Annotated in this window: 17 protein-coding genes and 1 pseudogene; 5 read left to right on the top strand and 13 right to left on the bottom strand. The window is 48.1% G+C overall.

The window, feature by feature from the left end; all coding sequences use genetic code 11:
• Positions 1 to 80 precede the first annotated feature (80 nt).
• The 3 genes from DSM2777_RS02775 (at position 81) to DSM2777_RS02765 (ending at position 2442) form a co-directional block, all read left to right on the top strand.
• On the top strand, positions 81 to 1238 hold the full coding sequence (locus DSM2777_RS02775; protein ID WP_061553100.1) for a mannitol-1-phosphate 5-dehydrogenase: 1158 nt from the start codon (positions 81 to 83) through the stop codon (positions 1236 to 1238).
• 165 nt (positions 1239 to 1403) lie between these two features.
• Positions 1404 to 1958 carry an MltR family transcriptional regulator gene (locus tag DSM2777_RS02770; protein ID WP_227658341.1) on the top strand — a complete coding sequence of 185 codons (555 nt, stop codon included), beginning with the start codon at positions 1404 to 1406 and terminating at the stop codon, positions 1956 to 1958.
• Positions 1959 to 2073: 115 nt separating this feature from the next.
• Positions 2074 to 2442, top strand: a complete 369-nt coding sequence (locus tag DSM2777_RS02765) for a YibL family ribosome-associated protein (RefSeq protein ID WP_040045267.1) — start codon at positions 2074 to 2076, stop codon at positions 2440 to 2442.
• A 63-nt stretch (positions 2443 to 2505) separates the two neighbouring features.
• Here the strand turns inward: DSM2777_RS02765 and DSM2777_RS02760 are convergent, their stop codons facing one another.
• The 3 genes from DSM2777_RS02760 to ibpA all read right to left on the bottom strand — a co-directional run bounded on the left by DSM2777_RS02760 (position 2506) and on the right by ibpA (position 4994).
• Complete coding sequence (locus DSM2777_RS02760; RefSeq protein WP_046457317.1) at positions 2506 to 3789, bottom strand: valine--pyruvate transaminase; 1284 nt, start codon at positions 3787 to 3789, stop codon at positions 2506 to 2508.
• Between the two features lie 189 nt (positions 3790 to 3978).
• Entirely contained in the window at positions 3979 to 4452 is a 474-nt protein-coding gene (gene ibpB / locus DSM2777_RS02755) for a small heat shock chaperone IbpB (RefSeq protein WP_046457318.1), read from the bottom strand.
• Positions 4453 to 4580: 128 nt separating this feature from the next.
• Positions 4581 to 4994, bottom strand: coding sequence for a small heat shock chaperone IbpA (ibpA, locus tag DSM2777_RS02750; RefSeq protein ID WP_025797316.1), 414 nt, complete (start codon positions 4992 to 4994; stop codon positions 4581 to 4583).
• A 348-nt stretch (positions 4995 to 5342) separates the two neighbouring features.
• Between ibpA and DSM2777_RS02745 the strand changes: the two genes are divergently transcribed.
• On the top strand, positions 5343 to 5681 hold the full coding sequence (locus DSM2777_RS02745) for a YceK/YidQ family lipoprotein (protein WP_071889853.1): 339 nt from the start codon (positions 5343 to 5345) through the stop codon (positions 5679 to 5681).
• A 37-nt stretch (positions 5682 to 5718) separates the two neighbouring features.
• On the opposite strand, the gene DSM2777_RS02740 is transcribed toward DSM2777_RS02745, so the two are convergent.
• The 7 genes from DSM2777_RS02740 to DSM2777_RS02710 all read right to left on the bottom strand — a co-directional run bounded on the left by DSM2777_RS02740 (position 5719) and on the right by DSM2777_RS02710 (position 12841).
• The gene (locus tag DSM2777_RS02740) at positions 5719 to 7008 is read right to left on the bottom strand and encodes a YidR family protein (RefSeq protein WP_061553098.1); all 1290 of its coding nucleotides are present in this window, start codon (positions 7006 to 7008) and stop codon (positions 5719 to 5721) included.
• A gap of 61 nt (positions 7009 to 7069) precedes the next feature.
• Positions 7070 to 7831, bottom strand: a complete 762-nt coding sequence (locus DSM2777_RS02735; protein ID WP_046457320.1) for an EAL domain-containing protein — start codon at positions 7829 to 7831, stop codon at positions 7070 to 7072.
• 109 nt (positions 7832 to 7940) lie between these two features.
• Positions 7941 to 9233: an MFS transporter gene (locus tag DSM2777_RS02730; protein WP_061553097.1), complete on the bottom strand. Its 1293-nt coding sequence runs from the start codon at positions 9231 to 9233 to the stop codon at positions 7941 to 7943.
• A gap of 264 nt (positions 9234 to 9497) precedes the next feature.
• Positions 9498 to 10646 carry a galactonate dehydratase gene (gene dgoD / locus DSM2777_RS02725; protein WP_061553096.1) on the bottom strand — a complete coding sequence of 383 codons (1149 nt, stop codon included), beginning with the start codon at positions 10644 to 10646 and terminating at the stop codon, positions 9498 to 9500.
• On the bottom strand, positions 10643 to 11260 hold the full coding sequence (locus tag DSM2777_RS02720; protein ID WP_046457323.1) for a 2-dehydro-3-deoxy-6-phosphogalactonate aldolase: 618 nt from the start codon (positions 11258 to 11260) through the stop codon (positions 10643 to 10645). The genes dgoD and DSM2777_RS02720 overlap by 4 nt, the downstream gene beginning before the upstream one ends.
• The gene (locus tag DSM2777_RS02715) at positions 11244 to 12146 is read right to left on the bottom strand and encodes a 2-dehydro-3-deoxygalactonokinase (protein WP_061553095.1); all 903 of its coding nucleotides are present in this window, start codon (positions 12144 to 12146) and stop codon (positions 11244 to 11246) included. Before DSM2777_RS02715 ends, DSM2777_RS02720 begins: the two co-directional genes overlap by 17 nt.
• The gene (locus DSM2777_RS02710; protein WP_038501805.1) at positions 12143 to 12841 is read right to left on the bottom strand and encodes a FadR/GntR family transcriptional regulator; all 699 of its coding nucleotides are present in this window, start codon (positions 12839 to 12841) and stop codon (positions 12143 to 12145) included. Before DSM2777_RS02710 ends, DSM2777_RS02715 begins: the two co-directional genes overlap by 4 nt.
• Positions 12842 to 13054: 213 nt before the next feature.
• On the opposite strand from DSM2777_RS02710, the pseudogene DSM2777_RS24845 reads away from it, so the two are divergent.
• Positions 13055 to 13261: pseudogene (locus DSM2777_RS24845) on the top strand (pyridoxal-phosphate dependent enzyme); the annotation flags it as partial.
• Positions 13262 to 13584: 323 nt separating this feature from the next.
• Here the strand turns inward: DSM2777_RS24845 and yidA are convergent.
• The 3 genes from yidA to recF all read right to left on the bottom strand — a co-directional run bounded on the left by yidA (position 13585) and on the right by recF (position 18063).
• Positions 13585 to 14400 carry a sugar-phosphatase gene (gene yidA / locus DSM2777_RS02705; RefSeq protein ID WP_061553094.1) on the bottom strand — a complete coding sequence of 272 codons (816 nt, stop codon included), beginning with the start codon at positions 14398 to 14400 and terminating at the stop codon, positions 13585 to 13587.
• Positions 14401 to 14541: 141 nt separating this feature from the next.
• On the bottom strand, positions 14542 to 16956 hold the full coding sequence (gene gyrB / locus DSM2777_RS02700; protein WP_046457327.1) for a DNA topoisomerase (ATP-hydrolyzing) subunit B: 2415 nt from the start codon (positions 16954 to 16956) through the stop codon (positions 14542 to 14544).
• A gap of 30 nt (positions 16957 to 16986) precedes the next feature.
• Positions 16987 to 18063 carry a DNA replication/repair protein RecF gene (recF, locus tag DSM2777_RS02695; RefSeq protein ID WP_061553093.1) on the bottom strand — a complete coding sequence of 359 codons (1077 nt, stop codon included), beginning with the start codon at positions 18061 to 18063 and terminating at the stop codon, positions 16987 to 16989.
• Between the last annotated feature and the right edge of the window lie 141 nt (positions 18064 to 18204).

The raw sequence follows: 18204 nt of genomic DNA, 5'->3' as shown, positions 1-18204 counted from the left end.
AAAAAAGCGCCGTTGCTGTCGACGCCGTTCTTGGGGGCTCCCCCGCCCCCCTTTTTACGGATAGGTTTGAGGTCAAAAACATGAAAGCGATTCATTTTGGTGCAGGTAATATCGGTCGTGGCTTTATTGGTAAATTATTGGCAGACGCGCATGCAGAACTCACTTTTGCAGACGTAAACCAGCCGTTGGTCGATCAGCTTGCTCACCAGCAAAGCTATCAGGTCAACGTCGTGGGTGAAAATGCACGTGTCGAACAGGTTAACCGCGTAAGCGCCATTCATAGCAACAGCGCTGATGCTATTCAACAAATTGCGCAAGCAGATATCATCACCACCGCCGTTGGCCCGCAGGTTCTTAGTAAAATTGCCCATACGCTGGCGCAGGGATTAATGGCTCGTCACAGCAATGGTAACCAACAGCCCATGAATATCATTGCGTGCGAAAACATGGTGCGTGGCACTAGCCAACTCAAGCAGCATGTCCTCGAGGCGATGCCCACCGAGCTTCATGCTTGGGTAGAAGAACACATCGGCTTTGTCGATTCAGCGGTAGACCGTATCGTGCCGCCAAGCGCCGCAGCGAACGACGACCCGTTGGAGGTCACTGTTGAAACCTTTAGCGAGTGGATCGTTGATAGCACACAGTTCAAAGGCCAGTTGCCACAAATTACCGGAATGGAGTCTACCGCTAATTTAATGGCCTACGTTGAGCGTAAACTCTTCACTCTTAACACGGGGCATGCGATCACCGCTTATCTGGGTCAGCTTGCGGGTTATCAAACTATTCGTGAAGCTATTCTCGATCCCGCCATTCGTACTGTGGTTAAAGGCGCAATGGAAGAAAGCGGAGCGGTGCTCATCAAGCGCTACAGTTTTGATCCCCAGCAACATGCGGCCTATATCGAAAAAATTCTTGGGCGCTTTGAAAACCCTTACCTACATGATGATGTCGAACGTGTTGGGCGCCAGCCACTGCGTAAACTTAGCGCTGGCGATCGCCTTATCAAGCCGTTACGAGGAACGCTTGAATACGGCATTACAAACCACAATTTGATCATGGGTATTGCCGCAGCCTTGAGCTACCGCAGTCATCAAGATCCTCAGGCGTTAGAAATGGCAACCCTCCTTAACAACAAAGGCGTGAGCCGCACCGTTATGCAGGTTTGTGAGCTGGAAGATCAGCCAGAACTTGTCGCGCAGATCGCTAATGTGTATAACGCCATGCAGCGCAAAGCATGATGTAACCCATATGATTGGAGTTGCGGCAAAGCGGCAGCTCCAAATGAGAAGGGTAAAATGAAATTAAATCGCGTGCGTAACAGTGCACAACCAGAAAGAGAAAGGGAACTTCCGAGTGTCGCCGCCCCAGAAAAGCAGCGCTATTCGGTAAGTGAAACAACGACTATGGCAACAATGGAAGAATCTGACCTTTATAAAAGCCAAGCTTTTGAAAACCGAATACTGGAGCGCTTGAACGCTCGGCAAACGGTAGCGGGCTTTATTCAGGCCACCGTTGGGCTACTCGCCGAAGCGGTAGATCTTTTGGTTCTTCAAGCCTTTCGTAAAGATGACTATGCGGTGAAATATGCGGTGGAGCCCCTGCTGGAAGGGTCCGGTCCACTGGCTGATTTGCCCGTGCGGCTAAAGCTTATCTACGCGCTAGGCGTGATTAGCCGTGACGAATATGAAGACGTTGAGCTGTTACTCGCCCTCAACAATGAATTAAAGCATGAGAACAAGATCTACAGCTTCACCGATGATGAAATACTCGGGCCAATCAACATGCTACATAGCATGACCGCACTCCCCCCACAGCCCACGCTTCATCTGCCCGAAGACGTCGTTGATGATCTTTTGGTGAATATGCAAGAACAGCGTTATCAACAAATGGTTCGTTCAACGCTGGTGCTCAGCATCACCGATTTAGTCACTCGCTTGTGCCATAAGAAAGCCTTCTGATCCCCCCAGTTTTCAAGACTGGGGAGTCTTCTTTTCAGCCAATCCCCACATTGACGCCGACAGCTGTTAAACTATCTTCTAATCCCTAAAAGTATTGATGACCGGAAGATATGTCATGAAAGAAAAAGCAGAAATTAAACGCCTGAGCGACAAGCTGGACGCGCTGCGTCGTAAAGAAGCTGGCCTGCTGTTACAAGAGATTGATTCTGTAACGACGCACGCGCTAGATGAGAATCGCGCCGAGCAGGAAAAATTGAACGCAGAGATCGAGCGTCTGCGTGCCGTTCAAGCGAGCCATTTCAGCGCCAAAGCACAGCAGCTTTTAAAGATGCCATTCAGCCGTGAAATTACCAAAAAAGAACAGGCTGATATGGGGTCGTTGAAAAAGGCCGTACGTGGTATCGAAGTGGTTCATCCGATGACGGCGTTGGGCCGCGAGATGGGCCTGAAAGTGGTTACTGGCTACGCGAAAAAAGAGTTCTAGTCTTTTTCTCTTCGCTAAAAAAACCCCGCTGTTGCGGGGTTTTTTATTTTATCACGTGGTTAACTACCGTTTGCCGACGTAGCGTTTCTTCTTACCCGCATCCTCTTGATGTGCGCGTTCAATCTCTTCCGCAAGAATCTGTACGCCCTTCTCGATTTGCTCCGGTTCAGGAACATAATTCATGCGCATGCATTGATGCGTATGCGGCCACTCGTGCTCCAGACCAGGGAAGAAATAGTGCCCCGGCACCATCAATACGCCGCGCTGTTTCAGCCGCTGATATAAAATTTCCGTGCTGATCGGCAGATCGATAAACCATAGCCACAGAAAAATTGCGCCCTCTGGTTTATGAATCAAACAGCGCTCTTCCGGTAAATAGCGACGAATCACTTCGATCGTCTGCTCTACACGCTGGCGATAAAACGGTTTGATCACCTCGTTGGATAGACGCAGTAAATCACCACGCTCAATCATCTCGAGCGCAATAGCGGGGCCAAGACTGCCCGGTGAAAGGCTGATAATTCCATTCATGTTACTGATTGCGCTGATCACTTTTTCGTCAGCAATCACGATGCCGCAGCGAGAACCCGGTAGCCCCAACTTCGACAGACTCATGCACAGAATGATGTTCGGATTCCACAGCGGATTTACCTCAGAGAAGATAATTCCCGGGAACGGTAAACCGTAGGCGTTATCGATCAATAGAGGAATGTTGCGCTGCTGAGCCAGAGCATCAAGGCGAATAAGCTCTTCGTCGGTTAAAACATTCCCCGTTGGGTTTGTCGGGCGAGAAACGCAAATCAACCCAACATCATCGCCAATATTGAGATGGTCAAAATCAACGTGGTATTTGAACTGACCTTCAGGCAATAGCTCAATCGTGGGTTTAGCTGAAACAAACAGATCTTCGTCTAACCCAGCATCGGCATAACCAATATATTCAGGTGCCAATGGGAACAAAACACGACGACGAGAGCCATCGGCAAGGCGTCCGGCATACAAATTGAATAAGTAGAAAAACGCGCTCTGGCTGCCGTTTGTTAGTGCAATATTTTGTGCTTCTATTTGCCACCCAAACTCATCACGCAGCATTTTGGCCAACGCCTGCAACAGCGCATCTTTACCCTGTGGGCCATCATAGTTACACAGTGCGTCGGTGAGTTTGCCCTCATTCAACATATCCGCACAAAGTTGAGTGAAATAATCCGTCATCTGAGGAATTTTAGCCGGATTACCGCCACCAAGCATTATGGCACCAGGCGTGCGCAGGCCATCATTCAGATCGTCCATCAGACGGGTGATCCCCGCGTAGCGGGTAAATTTATCGCCAAATACAGAAAAAGTCATGATAGCAATCACAGGTAATTATTAGGAAAAGACAACCGACACCATACCTGCTACGTCCGGTACGAACAACCCACGTAAAATCACCGGTTTTTTATATAATTCTACATAAACCGTAAGATGCAGAATAAAAAAAAGGCGCAGTTGCCTGCGCCAAAGAATGATTAGAGAGGGGTAGATCAGAGATGCTTATTAGTTACTGGTTTCAGCGTCACTCGCTGGGGTTTCAGTCTGCTCCAGTGCTGGAGTCGTTGTTTGCCCACCGATAGCAATACGCTGAGGCTGTAGCGCTTCCGGTACATTCCGTACCAGATCGATATTCAACAGCCCATTTTCAAACTTAGCGCCATCTACGGTCAGATGTTCAGCCAAGGTAAAGGTTAAGTCGAACGCCTTATAAACCAGCCCCTGATGTAAATACTCCACCGGTTTTTCCGGCTGGGTTGGATTACCACGGACGGTTAAGCGCGGGCCTTCAACTTCAATATCCAGTTCGCTCTGCTTAAATCCAGCCAATGCCAGAGAGATGCGATAGTGGTTGTCGTCACTTTTCTCGATGTTGTATGGCGGGAACCCTTGAGGTTCTAAGCCGCTTTGCATCGCATTGGCCAATTTATCGAAGCCAATCCACTGACGAAGTAACGGAGAAAGATCGTGATTACGCATAGATATAAACTCCTTCTGAGAAGCGAGATATTATTTACGGCTGCTTTATCAATGTATAACAGCCGACCATTAGCCCCCCGTAGGCAGGCTATTTAATTTGATCTTTAACAGCTATTAGCTACAGTTAATTACTTAATTTCAATCTTACGTGGCTGCAATGTTTCAGGAACAATGCGCTCTAAATCGATATATAACAGCCCGTTTTCCAAGTTGGCACCTTTAATTTGAATATGTTCAGCCAATTGGAATTTACGCTCAAAGTTACGCTCGGCGATACCTTGATATAAATAGGTGCGTTCTTTGTCTGACTGTTCATGAGAACCTTTAACAATCAGCGTATTAGCTTGCGCAGTGATATCCAACTCATGCTCAGCAAAACCAGCAACCGCAATAGAAATGCGATAGTGATTGTCATCTACCAGCTCAACGTTGTAAGGAGGGTATCCCCCGTTAGACTGATTTTGACCTGACTCGATCAGGTTAAATAAACGGTCGAAGCCAATAGCAGAGCGATAAAGTGGAGATAAATCGTAGTTGCGCATAAAAATATGCCTCCTAATAAAATCAGCGAGGAAAAAATAATCTTCCATCATGGACAGACTATATAATCATTAAGCCAGAAACACCCTTACGGCATATTTCTCATTGGCCTGCTAATAAGATGGAGTCGGTGCGAAATTTTTCAAGCGTAAAAATTTAATTTTTATAAGAGCGCACGAATTGTTCAAATCACTGTCATAAACAGGCAAGATACGATCAGGTACACTATTTTTTGTGAAATGAGATAGCCGCCACAGAGCCAACGGATGGTTTTGTTAGTTTCTCGGCACAGATGCTATAACTCAACAACTCTGGCTTAAGCACAGTACAGCCATTATTGGGATGGATTTATGAGACAACGGATTAGATGCTTGACGATAACCTTGCTTGCCAGCTCTACGCTGCTTGCGGGAGGCTGTTCCAGCGTCATGACCCGTGTTGGACCGAATCAGGGTTATTATTCTGGCGCCAAAAATGACGTCAAAATGATCAAAGACGATGATACCGGCTGGGCAATGACACCGCTTCTTGCTTTGGATCTGCCGTTTTCTGCCGTAGTTGATACGCTGCTACTGCCTTACGACTACTACCGCTCAAGTTCAAATCCAGAAGACGATTCTCCGCGTGCGCGCGTTTTACGCGACGAGCAAATCAGCGGAGTCAACAATGTTGCTCCGCATTATGAATAGAATCTGAATCATACCCAGACAGCAAATCGGGGTATCGTTATCCGTTCAAGCTCACCACAAAAAGCTGTGGCCAACCTGCAATCTCTCGCATAAATGCAACGTGGTTTCCATCAGGGGAGACCACAACGGCCTCCGCGCAAGGAGGTTGCTCTGAACGCGTTGTTAGACGAATGATTTCGCCTGAATCTAAACAGCATCGCACGACACTATTATCCATCACGAAAAACAGCGAATTCCCATCAGGATGCCAACTCAATGCCGACTGCACTGAATGCTTGCCGTGCGTTATCTGCCGTGGCTCTCCACCGTTTGGTGAAATAGTCCAAAGCTGAACCACGCCCGTATCATCTTGCATGAGGAAAGCAATTTCAGCACCGTTTGGTGAAGAACGCAGCCAATGACGCGGTGTCGTTGCAAGACCAGGGAAAACGCGTTGATGAGTGAACGTAATTCGACGCTGATCTACGTTTGCGGGCGGCGCTGGCAGCCTATCTGCGGTGCCTTGCAACGGGTATTCACCCGCCTGCGAATAGGCTGCATTTTGCTCTGGCAGGTCGACAATAAAGATCTCAGGAACTTTAGCGCCATTATTGCCAACGGTATCGCCGATAAAAGCTAAAGCCCAGCGCTGGCGAGTCCCATCCGGCTTTAGATAACCCTCATTGCCAATCCATCCCTCTTCGTAGGCGCGTGAAATTTGATCGCTTCCGGCCTGAGGATTAAGCGTGGTTTGGCTCACCAGAACACAAAAGTGGCTGCCGTCATATTCGCGTGGATGTTGTTTCGGTACATTAACCGCATGCAAAGGTATGGCGATACCCACATTACGCTGATCGAGTGCCGCATCTTTTTCATGCATAACGTGGTCGTTGTAGGTAAAACTCAGGCGAGTGGCATCTGGGCTAAAAACATGGACATGTGTTCCACCGCGTAAGGCTCCCGCGGTATAGGGCTCGGTAATATCCATCGCATCAAGCGTTTCAGCCAATTCTCTGTCTGGTTCACTGACAATCACGCCGCGCCGATGGTGGAAATCATAATGCCAGTGGGCATCTGGATGCTCTGGGCCATGAATAAAAACGTAGCGTGTCGGTTGTTGAGGGCTTACCGTTACCACGCCAACATGTGCGCCATGCTGCGCGCGGTAAACGACTTCCACACGTCCATCATGAACATTCACACGCTCAATGCACAGCCCGGTAAAAGAGGCTCCGCTGGGCCGTACATCGTATGCCAGCCACTCACTGTCTGGTGTCCAAACGTTAATATTGGTGAGCTGGTGCCCACGCGGATCGAAAGTGAGCTGCTTTTCAGCATAGCGAGACATGATAGATTCCTTTAACAAGGTAACGCATATCTCATTAGCATAAACTAAGCGGGGTTTTCGATCACTGAAGCTTGCGGATGTATTCCTCGTTGAAATCATCTTTGTTCAACGGACGTGAGAACAAAAATCCCTGAGCCAGCCTAACGCCATGTTTTAACATCAGTGATGTTTGTGCAAAAGTTTCGATACCTTCGGCAACTACGTCAGTATCAAGCGACTGTGCCTTATCAATCAATTTAAGCGTTTCATCCATCGCGCCTTTCTTGAAACAAGAGCGATCTAGCTTTATGAAGTCCGTTTTCACCAGCTTCATTTTTTGCTCGGCTTCTTCAGCGCTGGTAACGTCATCCCAAGCCAGCAGAAAACCATATTCTTGGAGCTGAGCAGCATTATGTTGCCCATTGATATCGGGATGCCCCTGCGTTTCAGTCAGTTCAAGCATCACTCTATCAGCAGGAATTTTATATTTTTCAGCCAATTGAATAACGGTTTGTGCAAATCCCTGTTCATTAAGTTGCACAAGCGAAATATTGACGCTTAGGATATAAAGGAAATTATTAGGTATCAGTACTTCAGACATATATTTAAAGGTCTGATCAATAACATAGCTACCTAAATAAATTATTCCGCCGTTCTCTTCTAGCTGATGAATAAATAAATTCGGCGCGACAATATTGCGACGATAAAAACCTCGAACTAAAACCTCTGCGCCAACACATTTAAAGCTAGAGAGATCAAAGACTGGCTGTAAGAAAATATCCACCGTCAGGTTAAGGCTATTTTCCATGACTTTTTTTATAACAAAATTTGCACTTTTTTCCATTGCGAGTTCCAGCCGAGTGTCCAATCTAGGTTAGAGGCGACACGTCGGCCAGAAAACTTAATGAAATAGCGTTTTTTAGAAAAGTCTTATTAATGGTGCAGTTTGAATATCAACCTATTCGTTTCACATCACCGACTAAGAATATGTATGAGAGAGCACCAATCAATGCCACAGAGGCAATGTAGGTTAATGAAGGTGCAAAACCATAATATTGAGCCAAATATCCCACCACCAGTGGAACGGTAATGCCACCTAAGCCGCCAATAAAATTAAACACACCTCCGGTAAGCCCAATCAAACGCATCGGCGCCAAAGATGAAATTAGCGACCATGTGATAGACGCAAATCCGTTGCCGAAGAATGCTAATGCCATCAGGATCATAATCCACATAGGATCATTGGTATAATTCGCACCGATAATGCAGGTGGACAACAACAGGCCACAGATAATCGGAGTTTTTCGAGCAAAACCAATCGATTTTCCGCTTTTCAGTAATTTATCCGCCACAATACCTGAGAGGATCACCCCAAAAAAAGCGGCCATAAACGGCACCGTGGTCATAAAACCAGCGGTCAGCGCGGTAATATGCTTTTCTTGGGTGAGATAATTAGGGAACCACGTGAGGAAAAACCATAGCGTTGAGGCAATGGCGAACTGTCCAATATAAACCCCCACTAATTTGCGGTGAAACACCAGCTTCCAGTCTGCCGTTGTTAAAGGCGCAGTCTCTTTTTTCCCTGTCGCAACGTCGCCATCAACCATGCCACCACCGTTAGCAATATGGTCAATCTCGGCCTGATTGGCGAACTTACTTTTGCGTGGAGCCTGATAGGCGAAGCGCCATATCACAGCCCAAAGAATACCGACAGCACCTGTCACGATGAACACCCAGTGCCAGCTGGTTTTCTCTTGTAACCAAATCAGCAAAGGCGTTAAAAACGCTAAACCTACAAATTGCCCAGACGTATAAAACCCTACCGCAGACGCACGTTCTTGCTCAGGAAACCAGCTCGTTACAATACGGTTATTGGTTGGAAAAGCCGGCGCTTCAAACATACCGGTTACCGCACGTAGAGTGATTAGCGATACCAGCCCGTTAGCAAAACCTTGGAATAAGGTTCCAATAGACCATCCCATAATAGCGATAAAATAGGTTGTCTTGGCCCCCATACGATCGAGAAAGCGCCCACCCGGTATTTGGCATAAAGTGTATGTCCAAGCAAACGCCGAGAAAATATATCCCATCTCTGATTTACTAATGCCAAACTCCGCTTGAATATGCGCTGAAGCAACGGCCAAATTAGCCCGATCGACATAACAAATTACAACGGTAATAAAAATCATTAATAGCGTTAAATAACGCCTTTTTGTAGGGACAGAAGACAGTGCTATATCACTCATATTCCTCTCACTTATAATATCGGATTATATATATTTGAATAGCGTAATTATTTAACGCCGATTTTAGGCGTCACGATCCCCTGCGAGAAAGATACGCTATTTAATATTTATTATTTGTTTATATATTTAACGCCTACGAGCAGCCAATGAAATTGGAGTTGTATCAAGGCGGCAAGTGAGAGCATCCCGATGAGCTTACTCAAGTAAGTGATTCGGGTAAGCGAACGCAGCCAACACAGATACAGGTTCAATTACGAAGGCTGATCACCATTCAGCGATGGCACCATCGGGATACCGCCAAACCGGATTATGCCAGTCAGGTGCGTTTTTACTGCGCTCTATCACCATTTCTTCATTGATTTCAACGCCAAGGCCGGGCTTATTTAATGGATAAAAATGGCCATCAACCATATTGAAATCTTCTTTATTCACCACATAATCAAGCAGCTCTGCGCCTTGGTTGTAGTGAATGCCCATGCTTTGTTCTTGTAATACGGCATTACGAGCCACGAAATCTAAATGTAAGCAGGAAGCCAGCGCAATCGGTCCTAAAGGACAGTGTGGTGCAAGTGCAACATCATAGGACTCCGCCATGGCGGCAATTTTAAAGCACTCGGTAATACCACCTGCGTGAGAAAGATCGGGCTGTACAATCGCCAAACCACCATCAGCCAATACACGTTTAAAATCAAAACGTGAATACATGCGCTCCCCCGCAGCAATGGGGATATGTGTTTGAGCCGCAAGACGAGAATAATATTCAGCTTGCTCAGCCAATACGGGCTCTTCGATAAATAGAGGGCGGTAAGGCTCTAACTCTTTAATCAGGATTTTTGCCATCGGCGCATCGACGCGTCCATGAAAATCCAAACCAAACTCAATGCGATTGCCAAATTCAGCTCGGATTTCTGCTACAACTTCAACCGCCGCATCCACTTTACGGGCGTTATCAAGAATGCCCATTTCTTCACAGCCATTAAGCTTAAAAGTATCAAAACCAACCGCCGTGAGCTTTTTAATACCATCAATGACATCAGATGGCCGATCGCCGCCAACCCAGCTATAAGCTTTAATTTTGTCGCGAACCAATCCGCCGAGCAGTTGGTACACCGGCGCACCCAATGCTTTGCCTTTAATGTCCCACAGCGCCTGATCAATACCTGAAATAGCGCTCATTAAAATAGGACCGCCGCGATAAAAACTGCCACGGTAGAGCATTTGCCAAATATCATTAATTCGCGCTGGATCTTGCCCGATGATAAATTCACCTAGCTCGTGCACTGCGGCTTCAACGCTTTTCGCTTTGCCCTCAATGACAGGTTCGCCCCAACCAACGATGCCTTCATCAGTTTCTATTTTTAAAAACATCCATCTCGGCGGTAAACGGTAGGTGGTTAATTTGGTTATTTTCATTGCACTGCATCCTTATATGCTTTCACGAAAGCCTTCGCTTGCTGAGCCGTTCGCTCTACGCTCTGACCTGCACGATACAAATCACCGCCTAAGCCCGCGCCAATGCAGCCCGCGTTAAGATATTCATGCAAGTTTTCCGGCGTAACGCCACCAACGGCAAACACGGGAATTTCGGCTGGAAGAACCGCTTTGAGCGCTTTCACATAATCAGGACCAAATGCCGCCGAAGGGAAAATCTTCAACGCCTGAGCGCCTGCATCTATTGCATGAAACGCTTCTGTTGCCGTGGCGCATCCGCAACAGACCAACATCTGGCACTCAACTGCACGGCGGATAACATCAGGCTCAGTGTTTGGCGTCACAACCAGCTTGCTGTTCAGCGCATATAGCCGTTCAACGTGTTCTGGTTTTAATACGGTGCCAGCACCAATCAGCGCTTGATGACCAAAAAGCGTCACCGCCAGTGCGATACTTTTTTCCCATTCCGGTGAATTTAGCGGGATCTCAATGGCATCAAATCCAGCGTCTAACAATGCGGTGATATGGGCTTCAACTTCCTGCGGCTTAATACCGCGCAAAATGGCAATCAACGGCAGCTTAGTAACCCAAGACATTTGCAACACTCCTTATCCCAGCCTGAAACGCCACATCCCCTTCGACCGTTTGGTAATTAATACCGGCGAACGTCAGCGCCTGTGCATAGCGCTCGGTCAATTTTTGGCTACCGATAAGCGTAATATCATCGCGAGAACCCAACGAATAATCCTGCTGCATGTGGGCCACTTCATTGCCAATTAATACCCCAGATAACCAATCGCTTACCGTACTTTTGTCTCTTCTTCCCAACAGATGCGCAGCACGGGTTTCAAATAAACAACGTAAAATATTGGCATCGTTGAATCCTGTCTCCATTCCCTCACGGAACGTCTCTGGAGAAGCCAATTGTTCACCAATACCCACGCCGATAAGGCCATGCTGTAGCAGCAAATAATGCAGCTCGCCGGTAATCACCGTGCGGAAATCATCAACGCGGTCACCCGCCAGATGTACCCATTTACTGTGGGTGCCAGGCATTACATAGCGAGAGGATGCATGCATTTGATGCGCGCCGATAAGCTGGGTTTCCTCACCACGCATCACATTAGAATTGTCAGAGCGATCGATGCATAGTCCCGGAATAATGCGGATGTCGGGCATATTCGGTGAATTGACGGCGGTAAGATGATGCGCAATTTCACCCAGTGCAACGGGGCAAGGTAGATAAGAAACCGCTTGCCATCCTGCATTGCTTCCCACCATTCCAGCCATCAGCGTGGGTAACTCGCCATAATCCTGAAACCATGGCTGCATAAGGTGAGCAAAAACCTGCTGCGGAGTTTGCCCTTGCAAACGGGTCACGCCAGATTCTGAATTAAGAGAATCCATGCATGCCCCTTGTTTATAAAGCCACGCACGGAGATTGGTTGACCCCCAATCAATCGCTATAAAACTTTCATTCATGTCTCATCCTTTAATCTCCTCGTCGAGCTAGCAATCATTGCAAGCGCCGCCTGCTCTGCTGCATCTGCATTCTGGTGACGAATCGCATCGTAAAGAGCCTGATGTTCGCGCAGTGTTCTTGGCATATTGCCCTCATCGGGCATATACGTGCGCTCGAAAACCGCGCGTTGTAGCGAGCTAATGGCCACGTTTAACTGTTGTAAAACAGGGTTATGTACTGAGGACAACACGGCTTCGTGGAAGCGAATATCAGCCTCGTTAAACGCATTAAAATCTTGATGATGCTGGTTCATATCATTCAGCGCGGCCTCTATTGTCGCCAGTTCGCTGGAGGTCGCCCTTTCAGCAGCCCAGCGGGCAATAGCAGGTTCAACCAAATTACGTACCTCACTCAATGCGCTAATCAGACGAGGGTCATAATCATTGGCAAGCACCCACTGCAGCACGTCTGTATCCAAGTAGTTCCATTGATTACGTGCAGCCACGAACGCACCGCGATAGCGCTTCACCTCAACCAACCGTTTCGCCGTAAGCGCTCGCAGCACTTCGCGAATAATGTTGCGCGAGGTTTGGAACTCCTCACACATCTCAGCCTCTGACGGCAGAGATGATCCAGGCACATACTTCCCACTGATAATCTGCTGACCAATTTCAGCAATAATGCGATCGGTCTTACTCAATTCAGTCTTGTTCATCATTTTTCCACTTGGAGGCTCGTAACGTTCCTCCTACTTTACCGTCAAGTGAATAAAATAACTGCACTAATGCAGTACAAAACCAAAACACCATCTCATAACCACGTCTCAATTGTAGTATCAAATTATAATTTGGTACTACAATTTGGATCACAAAATAGACAATTGGAATTCGTTTTACGTCGTGGCTAAGACACTCTCACCGCAAATGGAAATCATCGGGTGTTGGTCAGTGAAGAAGAGATCAAACGGACCATGAGGCTTATTGCCGTTACCGATCGCTGTATGATTGAAGGGGCCGCAGGCATTGCCTTAGCAGCAATGCTGAAATGAGCGGCTAAATATCAGGGTAAAAAAATTGCGGTTGTTTTATGCGGTAAAAACATCGTGTTGGGTAAGTATTTGAAGGCCGTAGCATAAAGCTTCCGTGAAAGGTTTCGAACGCCTATAGCACCAAGTATTACATCACCTCCGTGCAGGCGTCCGAGTTGGAGGGCCAATCGCCGCCCTCCAACACCTCGGCTTGGCACCACCTTCCAGCCCGCTCCGCGGGTTCCCTCATTTCATCATTACGGTTTTAACGGAACGAACGGCAATCGCCATCCTGGCTCCTCCGTTCTTTCGCCGACATCCCTGTCGGCGAATCCTAACCTTCATGATTCATTCGGCTGTCAGGTAACGTGCCGAGAAGCTCAAAACCAACATTCTGCGGCTTAATTGTCATGGAAGGCTAAATAAGTATTTTATTTACCGAAGACAAATTTGTTAATGGCAACAGCCACGCCATCTTCCTGATTCGTCGTGGTAACAAACTGGGCTGCGTCTTTAATTGCTGGTTCGGCGTTACCCATGGCAACACCCACACCGGCGTATTCCACCATGGCTAAGTCATTACCGTGATCGCCAATACACATCACGTTTTCCCGTGGGATATCCAGATATTGCGCCAAACGAGCAATGCCTTTTCCTTTGTCTGCATCTTTGTTCAATACTTCGAGGAAATAAGGGCTGCTTTTCATCATGGTATAGCGTTCATACGCTTCCGGTGGAATGCGAGCAATTGCTGCATCAAGCACTTCAGGATCGTCGATCATCATCACTTTAGGGAAACGAATGCTTTTATCCATTTCATCCGCAGGGCAGAAATGCAGAGGAATGCCGGTAATAAACGATTCATGCACGGTATATTTGCTGACGTCACGGTTAGCGGTATACAGCTTGTGATGATCGAGCGCGTGAAAATGCGAACCCACCTGACGCGATAGCGATTCGAGGTATAAATAGTCGGCATTATCCAGCAGAGTTTCAAATAGGGGTTCCCCGTTTTCTGCATGAACAACCAAGCCGCCATTGTTACAGAGGCAGTAGCATCCCGCTGTATCTAACTCCAACTCACGCAGATATTGCTGTGCGCCGATAAATGGACGTCCAGTTGCTAACACCACATGTACGCCCTGCGCTTTGGCCGCCAAAATAGCCTGTTTCACCGCAGGAGCAACCATCCGATCGTTATTAAGCAGGGTTCCATCCAAATCTATGGCAATCAATTTAATCGACATCACATTTTCCCTTCGGGTCAGAATAATAGTGTAACGGTAATCAATCTTGGTCAGGTTGTCATTGCTTATGCGAGGCAAAAACGAGGAACAAAAGCATAAAAAAAGGGACGATAAATCGTCCCTTTTGTCGTTCTTCTAAGATTAGAAGTCGAGGTTTGCAGCGCGCAGCGCATTCTCTTCGATAAATGCACGACGAGGTTCAACCGCATCGCCCATCAACGTAGTGAATAGTTGGTCAGCCGCTACCGCATCTTTTACGGTAACACGCAGCATACGACGGCTCTGCGGATCCATGGTGGTTTCCCACAGCTGCTCTGGGTTCATTTCCCCCAGACCTTTGTAACGCTGGATAGCAAGGCCGCGGCGGGACTCTTTCACCAACCATTCCAGCGCCTGTTCGAAGCTGGTAATCGGCTGGCGACGTTCGCCACGCATAACAAACGCATCTTCTTCGATCAGACCACGCAGCGTACCACCCAAGTTGCAAATGCGGCGGTATTCCGCACCGTGAATGAATTCGAAGTCCAGAGGGTAATCAGTATCGACCCCGTGAGTACGAATACGCAGCGACGGCTCAAACATCTGACGCTCACGGTTTTCAGTCACAATCGCAGAGTAGGTGCTGCCGTGAACTTCTTTTTCATTCAGCGTATTTACCAGTGATTCAATCCACTGCTGCACTTTAGCCTGATCGCCCAGATCGGCTTCCACCAGCGTTGGATGATAAATCAGCTGGTTCAGCAACGCCTTAGGATAACGGCGCTCCATGCGGCCAATCAGTTTTTGAACCTGATAGTGCTCGGTCACCAACTTCTCTAAATGCTCGTTAGACATCGCTGGCGCATCGGCGTTGATGTGCAATTCAGCGCCATCCAAAGCGATAGAAAGCTGATACTGATCCATCGCGTCATCATCTTTAATGTATTGTTCTTGCTTGCCTTTCTTCACTTTATACAGTGGAGGCTGAGCAATAAATACATGACCACGCTCGATGATTTCTGGCATCTGACGATAGAAGAAGGTCAATAGCAGGGTACGAATGTGCGAGCCATCGACGTCGGCATCGGTCATGATGATGATGCTGTGATAACGCAGCTTGTCAGGGTTATATTCGTCGCGACCGATACCACAACCCAGTGCGGTAATCAGCGTGGCAACTTCCTGAGAAGAAAGCATTTTATCGAAACGCGCTTTCTCAACGTTCAGGATTTTACCTTTCAGCGGCAGAATCGCCTGATTCTTACGGTTACGCCCCTGTTTTGCAGAGCCGCCCGCAGAGTCCCCTTCCACTAAGTACAGTTCAGAGTGGGCAGGATCGCGTTCCTGACAGTCGGCCAGTTTGCCCGGCAGTCCGGCTAAATCCAACGCACCTTTACGACGCGTCATTTCACGTGCTTTACGAGCCGCTTCACGCGCGCGCGCAGCATCAATGATTTTGCCCACAACGATTTTTGCATCGCCTGGATTTTCTTGCAGGTATTCAGCCAGCAGTTCATTCATCTGCGTTTCAACGGCAGTTTTAACCTCAGAGGAAACCAGTTTGTCTTTGGTCTGAGATGAGAACTTAGGATCTGGAACCTTAACAGAAACCACCGCAATCAAACCTTCACGCGCATCGTCACCGGTGGCGCTTACTTTGGCTTTCTTGCTGTAGCCTTCTTTTTCCATATAGCTGTTCAGGGTACGAGTCATTGCAGCACGGAAACCGGCCAGATGGGTACCACCATCACGCTGTGGAATGTTGTTGGTAAAGCAGTAGATGTTTTCTTGGAAACCATCATTCCACTGAAGCGCAACTTCAACGCCGATATCATCCTTAACGGTTGAGAAATAGAACACGTTTGGATGGATCGGGGTTTTGTTTTTGTTCAGATACTCTACGAACGCTTTAATACCGCCTTCATAGTGGAAATGATCTTCACGGTTATCACGCTTGTCGCGCAGGCGAATAGAGACGCCGGAGTTCAAGAAGGAGAGCTCACGCAGGCGCTTAGCCAGAATATCGTATTGGAATTCAGTATGGTTGCTGAACGTCTCCATGCTCGGCCAGAAACGCACGGTGGTACCGGTAATTTCAGTATCGCCAACCACTTTCAGCGGGAACTGAGGAACGCCGTGGGCGTAAGTCTGCTCGTGAACTTTACCTTCACGGCGGATAATCAATTCCAATTTTTCAGACAGGGCGTTAACCACGGAAACACCAACGCCGTGCAGACCACCGGAAACTTTATAAGAGTTGTCATCGAACTTACCGCCGGCGTGCAGCACGGTCATGATAACTTCGGCAGCAGACACACCTTCTTCTTCGTGCAGGCCAGTTGGAATACCACGGCCATCATCCTGTACCGACACAGAGTTGTCGCTATGGATAGTAACGATAATGTCTTTACAGTAGCCAGCGAGCGCCTCGTCAATCGCGTTGTCCACCACCTCGAATACCATATGGTGCAGACCGGTGCCGTCATCGGTATCACCGATGTACATGCCCGGGCGTTTACGCACGGCGTCCAGCCCTTTTAATACCTTGATACTTGAGGAGTCATAAGTATTTGACATCAGCCTTTCTCGCTCATTAAAAAACTGTGATTAAACCGCTATTTTACCCCGTTCCACGCGGAACATCTTGCCCTTTTCATCAACCATATCGGAGACCTGTTCTGCACTCACCGCACTCACAAAAACCTGTGCGCCAGTGGCTTTCAATCGGTCGGCTAATAAACGTCTGCGACCCGTATCCAGCTCAGAAGCAAAATCATCGATAAGGTAAAGGCAACGGCGACCACTGTGGCGGGTAAGATATTCACCCTGTGCCAAACGCAGCGCGCACATCAGTAACTTCAGTTGCCCACGCGACAGCAAATCCTCAACCGGTGTACCTTCTGCCCGGATGCGGAAATCTGCCTTGTGTGGACCAACCGCGGTATAGGTCAGAGCTCTATCGCGTTCAAATTGACGCTCTAGCAACTCTCCGTAATCGCTCTCTTTATCCCAGCCACGCTGGAAAGAAAACGTTAGTGCAAATTCAGGCAAGAACTGCGCGCATGTTGCGCTGATATCTTCGGCAATCGCTGCGCTATATTGCGCTCGCAATTGGCTGATACGTTCTGCCAGCGGGATCAGTTCCTGATCCCATGGACGTAGTTGTCCATAGCGGGTTACCTGTCTTAACGCCGCATTGCGCTGCTTTAGCAGTCGCTTGAGGTTGCTCCAGGCAACAAAGAAACCGGGATCGCTATGAAAGCAGCCCCAGTCGAGAAAAGCGCGCCGAAATTTTGGCCCGCCGTTCAATAAGGTAAAACCTTCTGGCGTGATAAGCTGCATCGGTAACATCTGCGCCAGCTCAGCCACTTTATGACCATCGCTGCCATCAATGCGCACTTTGCTATCACCGGCACGGCTTTTACTAAGCCCGACAGACAGCTCGCGTTCTGCACCGGTATCAATACGACCATGTAGAACAAACTCATTCTGATCATGGCGAATCACTCTTCCCGCCTGCAAACTACGAAAAGCCCGCCCGTGCCCCAGCGTATAAATAGCCTCGAGCACGCTGGTTTTTCCGCTACCGTTGGCACCGACCAGAAAGTTGAATCCCTCAGCAGGAGAGAGATCCGCAGATTCAATATTACGAAAATCGCGGATCGTCAGACGCGTTAAAGCCATCAAAAGCTATTCCGTGCAAAGCCAGCATTCGTATACCCTAAATAATTCGAGTTGCAAGAAGGCGGCAACTGAGCAAATCCCCAGGAGCTTACACAAGTAAGTGACTGGGGTGAGCGAAGGCAGCCAACGCACGTGCAGCGC

It is taken from the genome of Obesumbacterium proteus, from assembly GCF_001586165.1.
Taxonomy (GTDB): Bacteria; Pseudomonadota; Gammaproteobacteria; order Enterobacterales; family Enterobacteriaceae; genus Hafnia; species Hafnia protea.
Note: the sequence above shows the minus strand (reverse complement) of the source record. Positions and strands in the feature narration are given on the sequence as shown.

Coding starts and splice junctions, on each gene's coding strand:
- ibpB (WP_046457318.1), bottom strand. CDS start 4,452: ATGCGTAATCACGATCTTTCTCCGTTACTTCGTCAGTGGATTGGCTTC.
- gyrB (WP_046457327.1), bottom strand. CDS start 16,956: ATGTCAAATACTTATGACTCCTCAAGTATCAAGGTATTAAAAGGGCTG.
- DSM2777_RS02775 (WP_061553100.1), top strand. CDS start 81: ATGAAAGCGATTCATTTTGGTGCAGGTAATATCGGTCGTGGCTTTATT.
- DSM2777_RS02720 (WP_046457323.1), bottom strand. CDS start 11,260: ATGTCTTGGGTTACTAAGCTGCCGTTGATTGCCATTTTGCGCGGTATT.
- ibpA (WP_025797316.1), bottom strand. CDS start 4,994: ATGCGCAACTACGATTTATCTCCACTTTATCGCTCTGCTATTGGCTTC.
- DSM2777_RS02745 (WP_071889853.1), top strand. CDS start 5,343: ATGAGACAACGGATTAGATGCTTGACGATAACCTTGCTTGCCAGCTCT.
- DSM2777_RS02710 (WP_038501805.1), bottom strand. CDS start 12,841: ATGAACAAGACTGAATTGAGTAAGACCGATCGCATTATTGCTGAAATT.
- DSM2777_RS02770 (WP_227658341.1), top strand. CDS start 1,404: ATGGCAACAATGGAAGAATCTGACCTTTATAAAAGCCAAGCTTTTGAA.
- yidA (WP_061553094.1), bottom strand. CDS start 14,400: ATGTCGATTAAATTGATTGCCATAGATTTGGATGGAACCCTGCTTAAT.
- DSM2777_RS02740 (WP_061553098.1), bottom strand. CDS start 7,008: ATGTCTCGCTATGCTGAAAAGCAGCTCACTTTCGATCCGCGTGGGCAC.
- DSM2777_RS02730 (WP_061553097.1), bottom strand. CDS start 9,233: ATGAGTGATATAGCACTGTCTTCTGTCCCTACAAAAAGGCGTTATTTA.
- DSM2777_RS02735 (WP_046457320.1), bottom strand. CDS start 7,831: ATGGAAAAAAGTGCAAATTTTGTTATAAAAAAAGTCATGGAAAATAGC.
- DSM2777_RS02760 (WP_046457317.1), bottom strand. CDS start 3,789: ATGACTTTTTCTGTATTTGGCGATAAATTTACCCGCTACGCGGGGATC.
- DSM2777_RS02715 (WP_061553095.1), bottom strand. CDS start 12,146: ATGAATGAAAGTTTTATAGCGATTGATTGGGGGTCAACCAATCTCCGT.
- DSM2777_RS02765 (WP_040045267.1), top strand. CDS start 2,074: ATGAAAGAAAAAGCAGAAATTAAACGCCTGAGCGACAAGCTGGACGCG.
- recF (WP_061553093.1), bottom strand. CDS start 18,063: ATGGCTTTAACGCGTCTGACGATCCGCGATTTTCGTAATATTGAATCT.
- dgoD (WP_061553096.1), bottom strand. CDS start 10,646: ATGAAAATAACCAAATTAACCACCTACCGTTTACCGCCGAGATGGATG.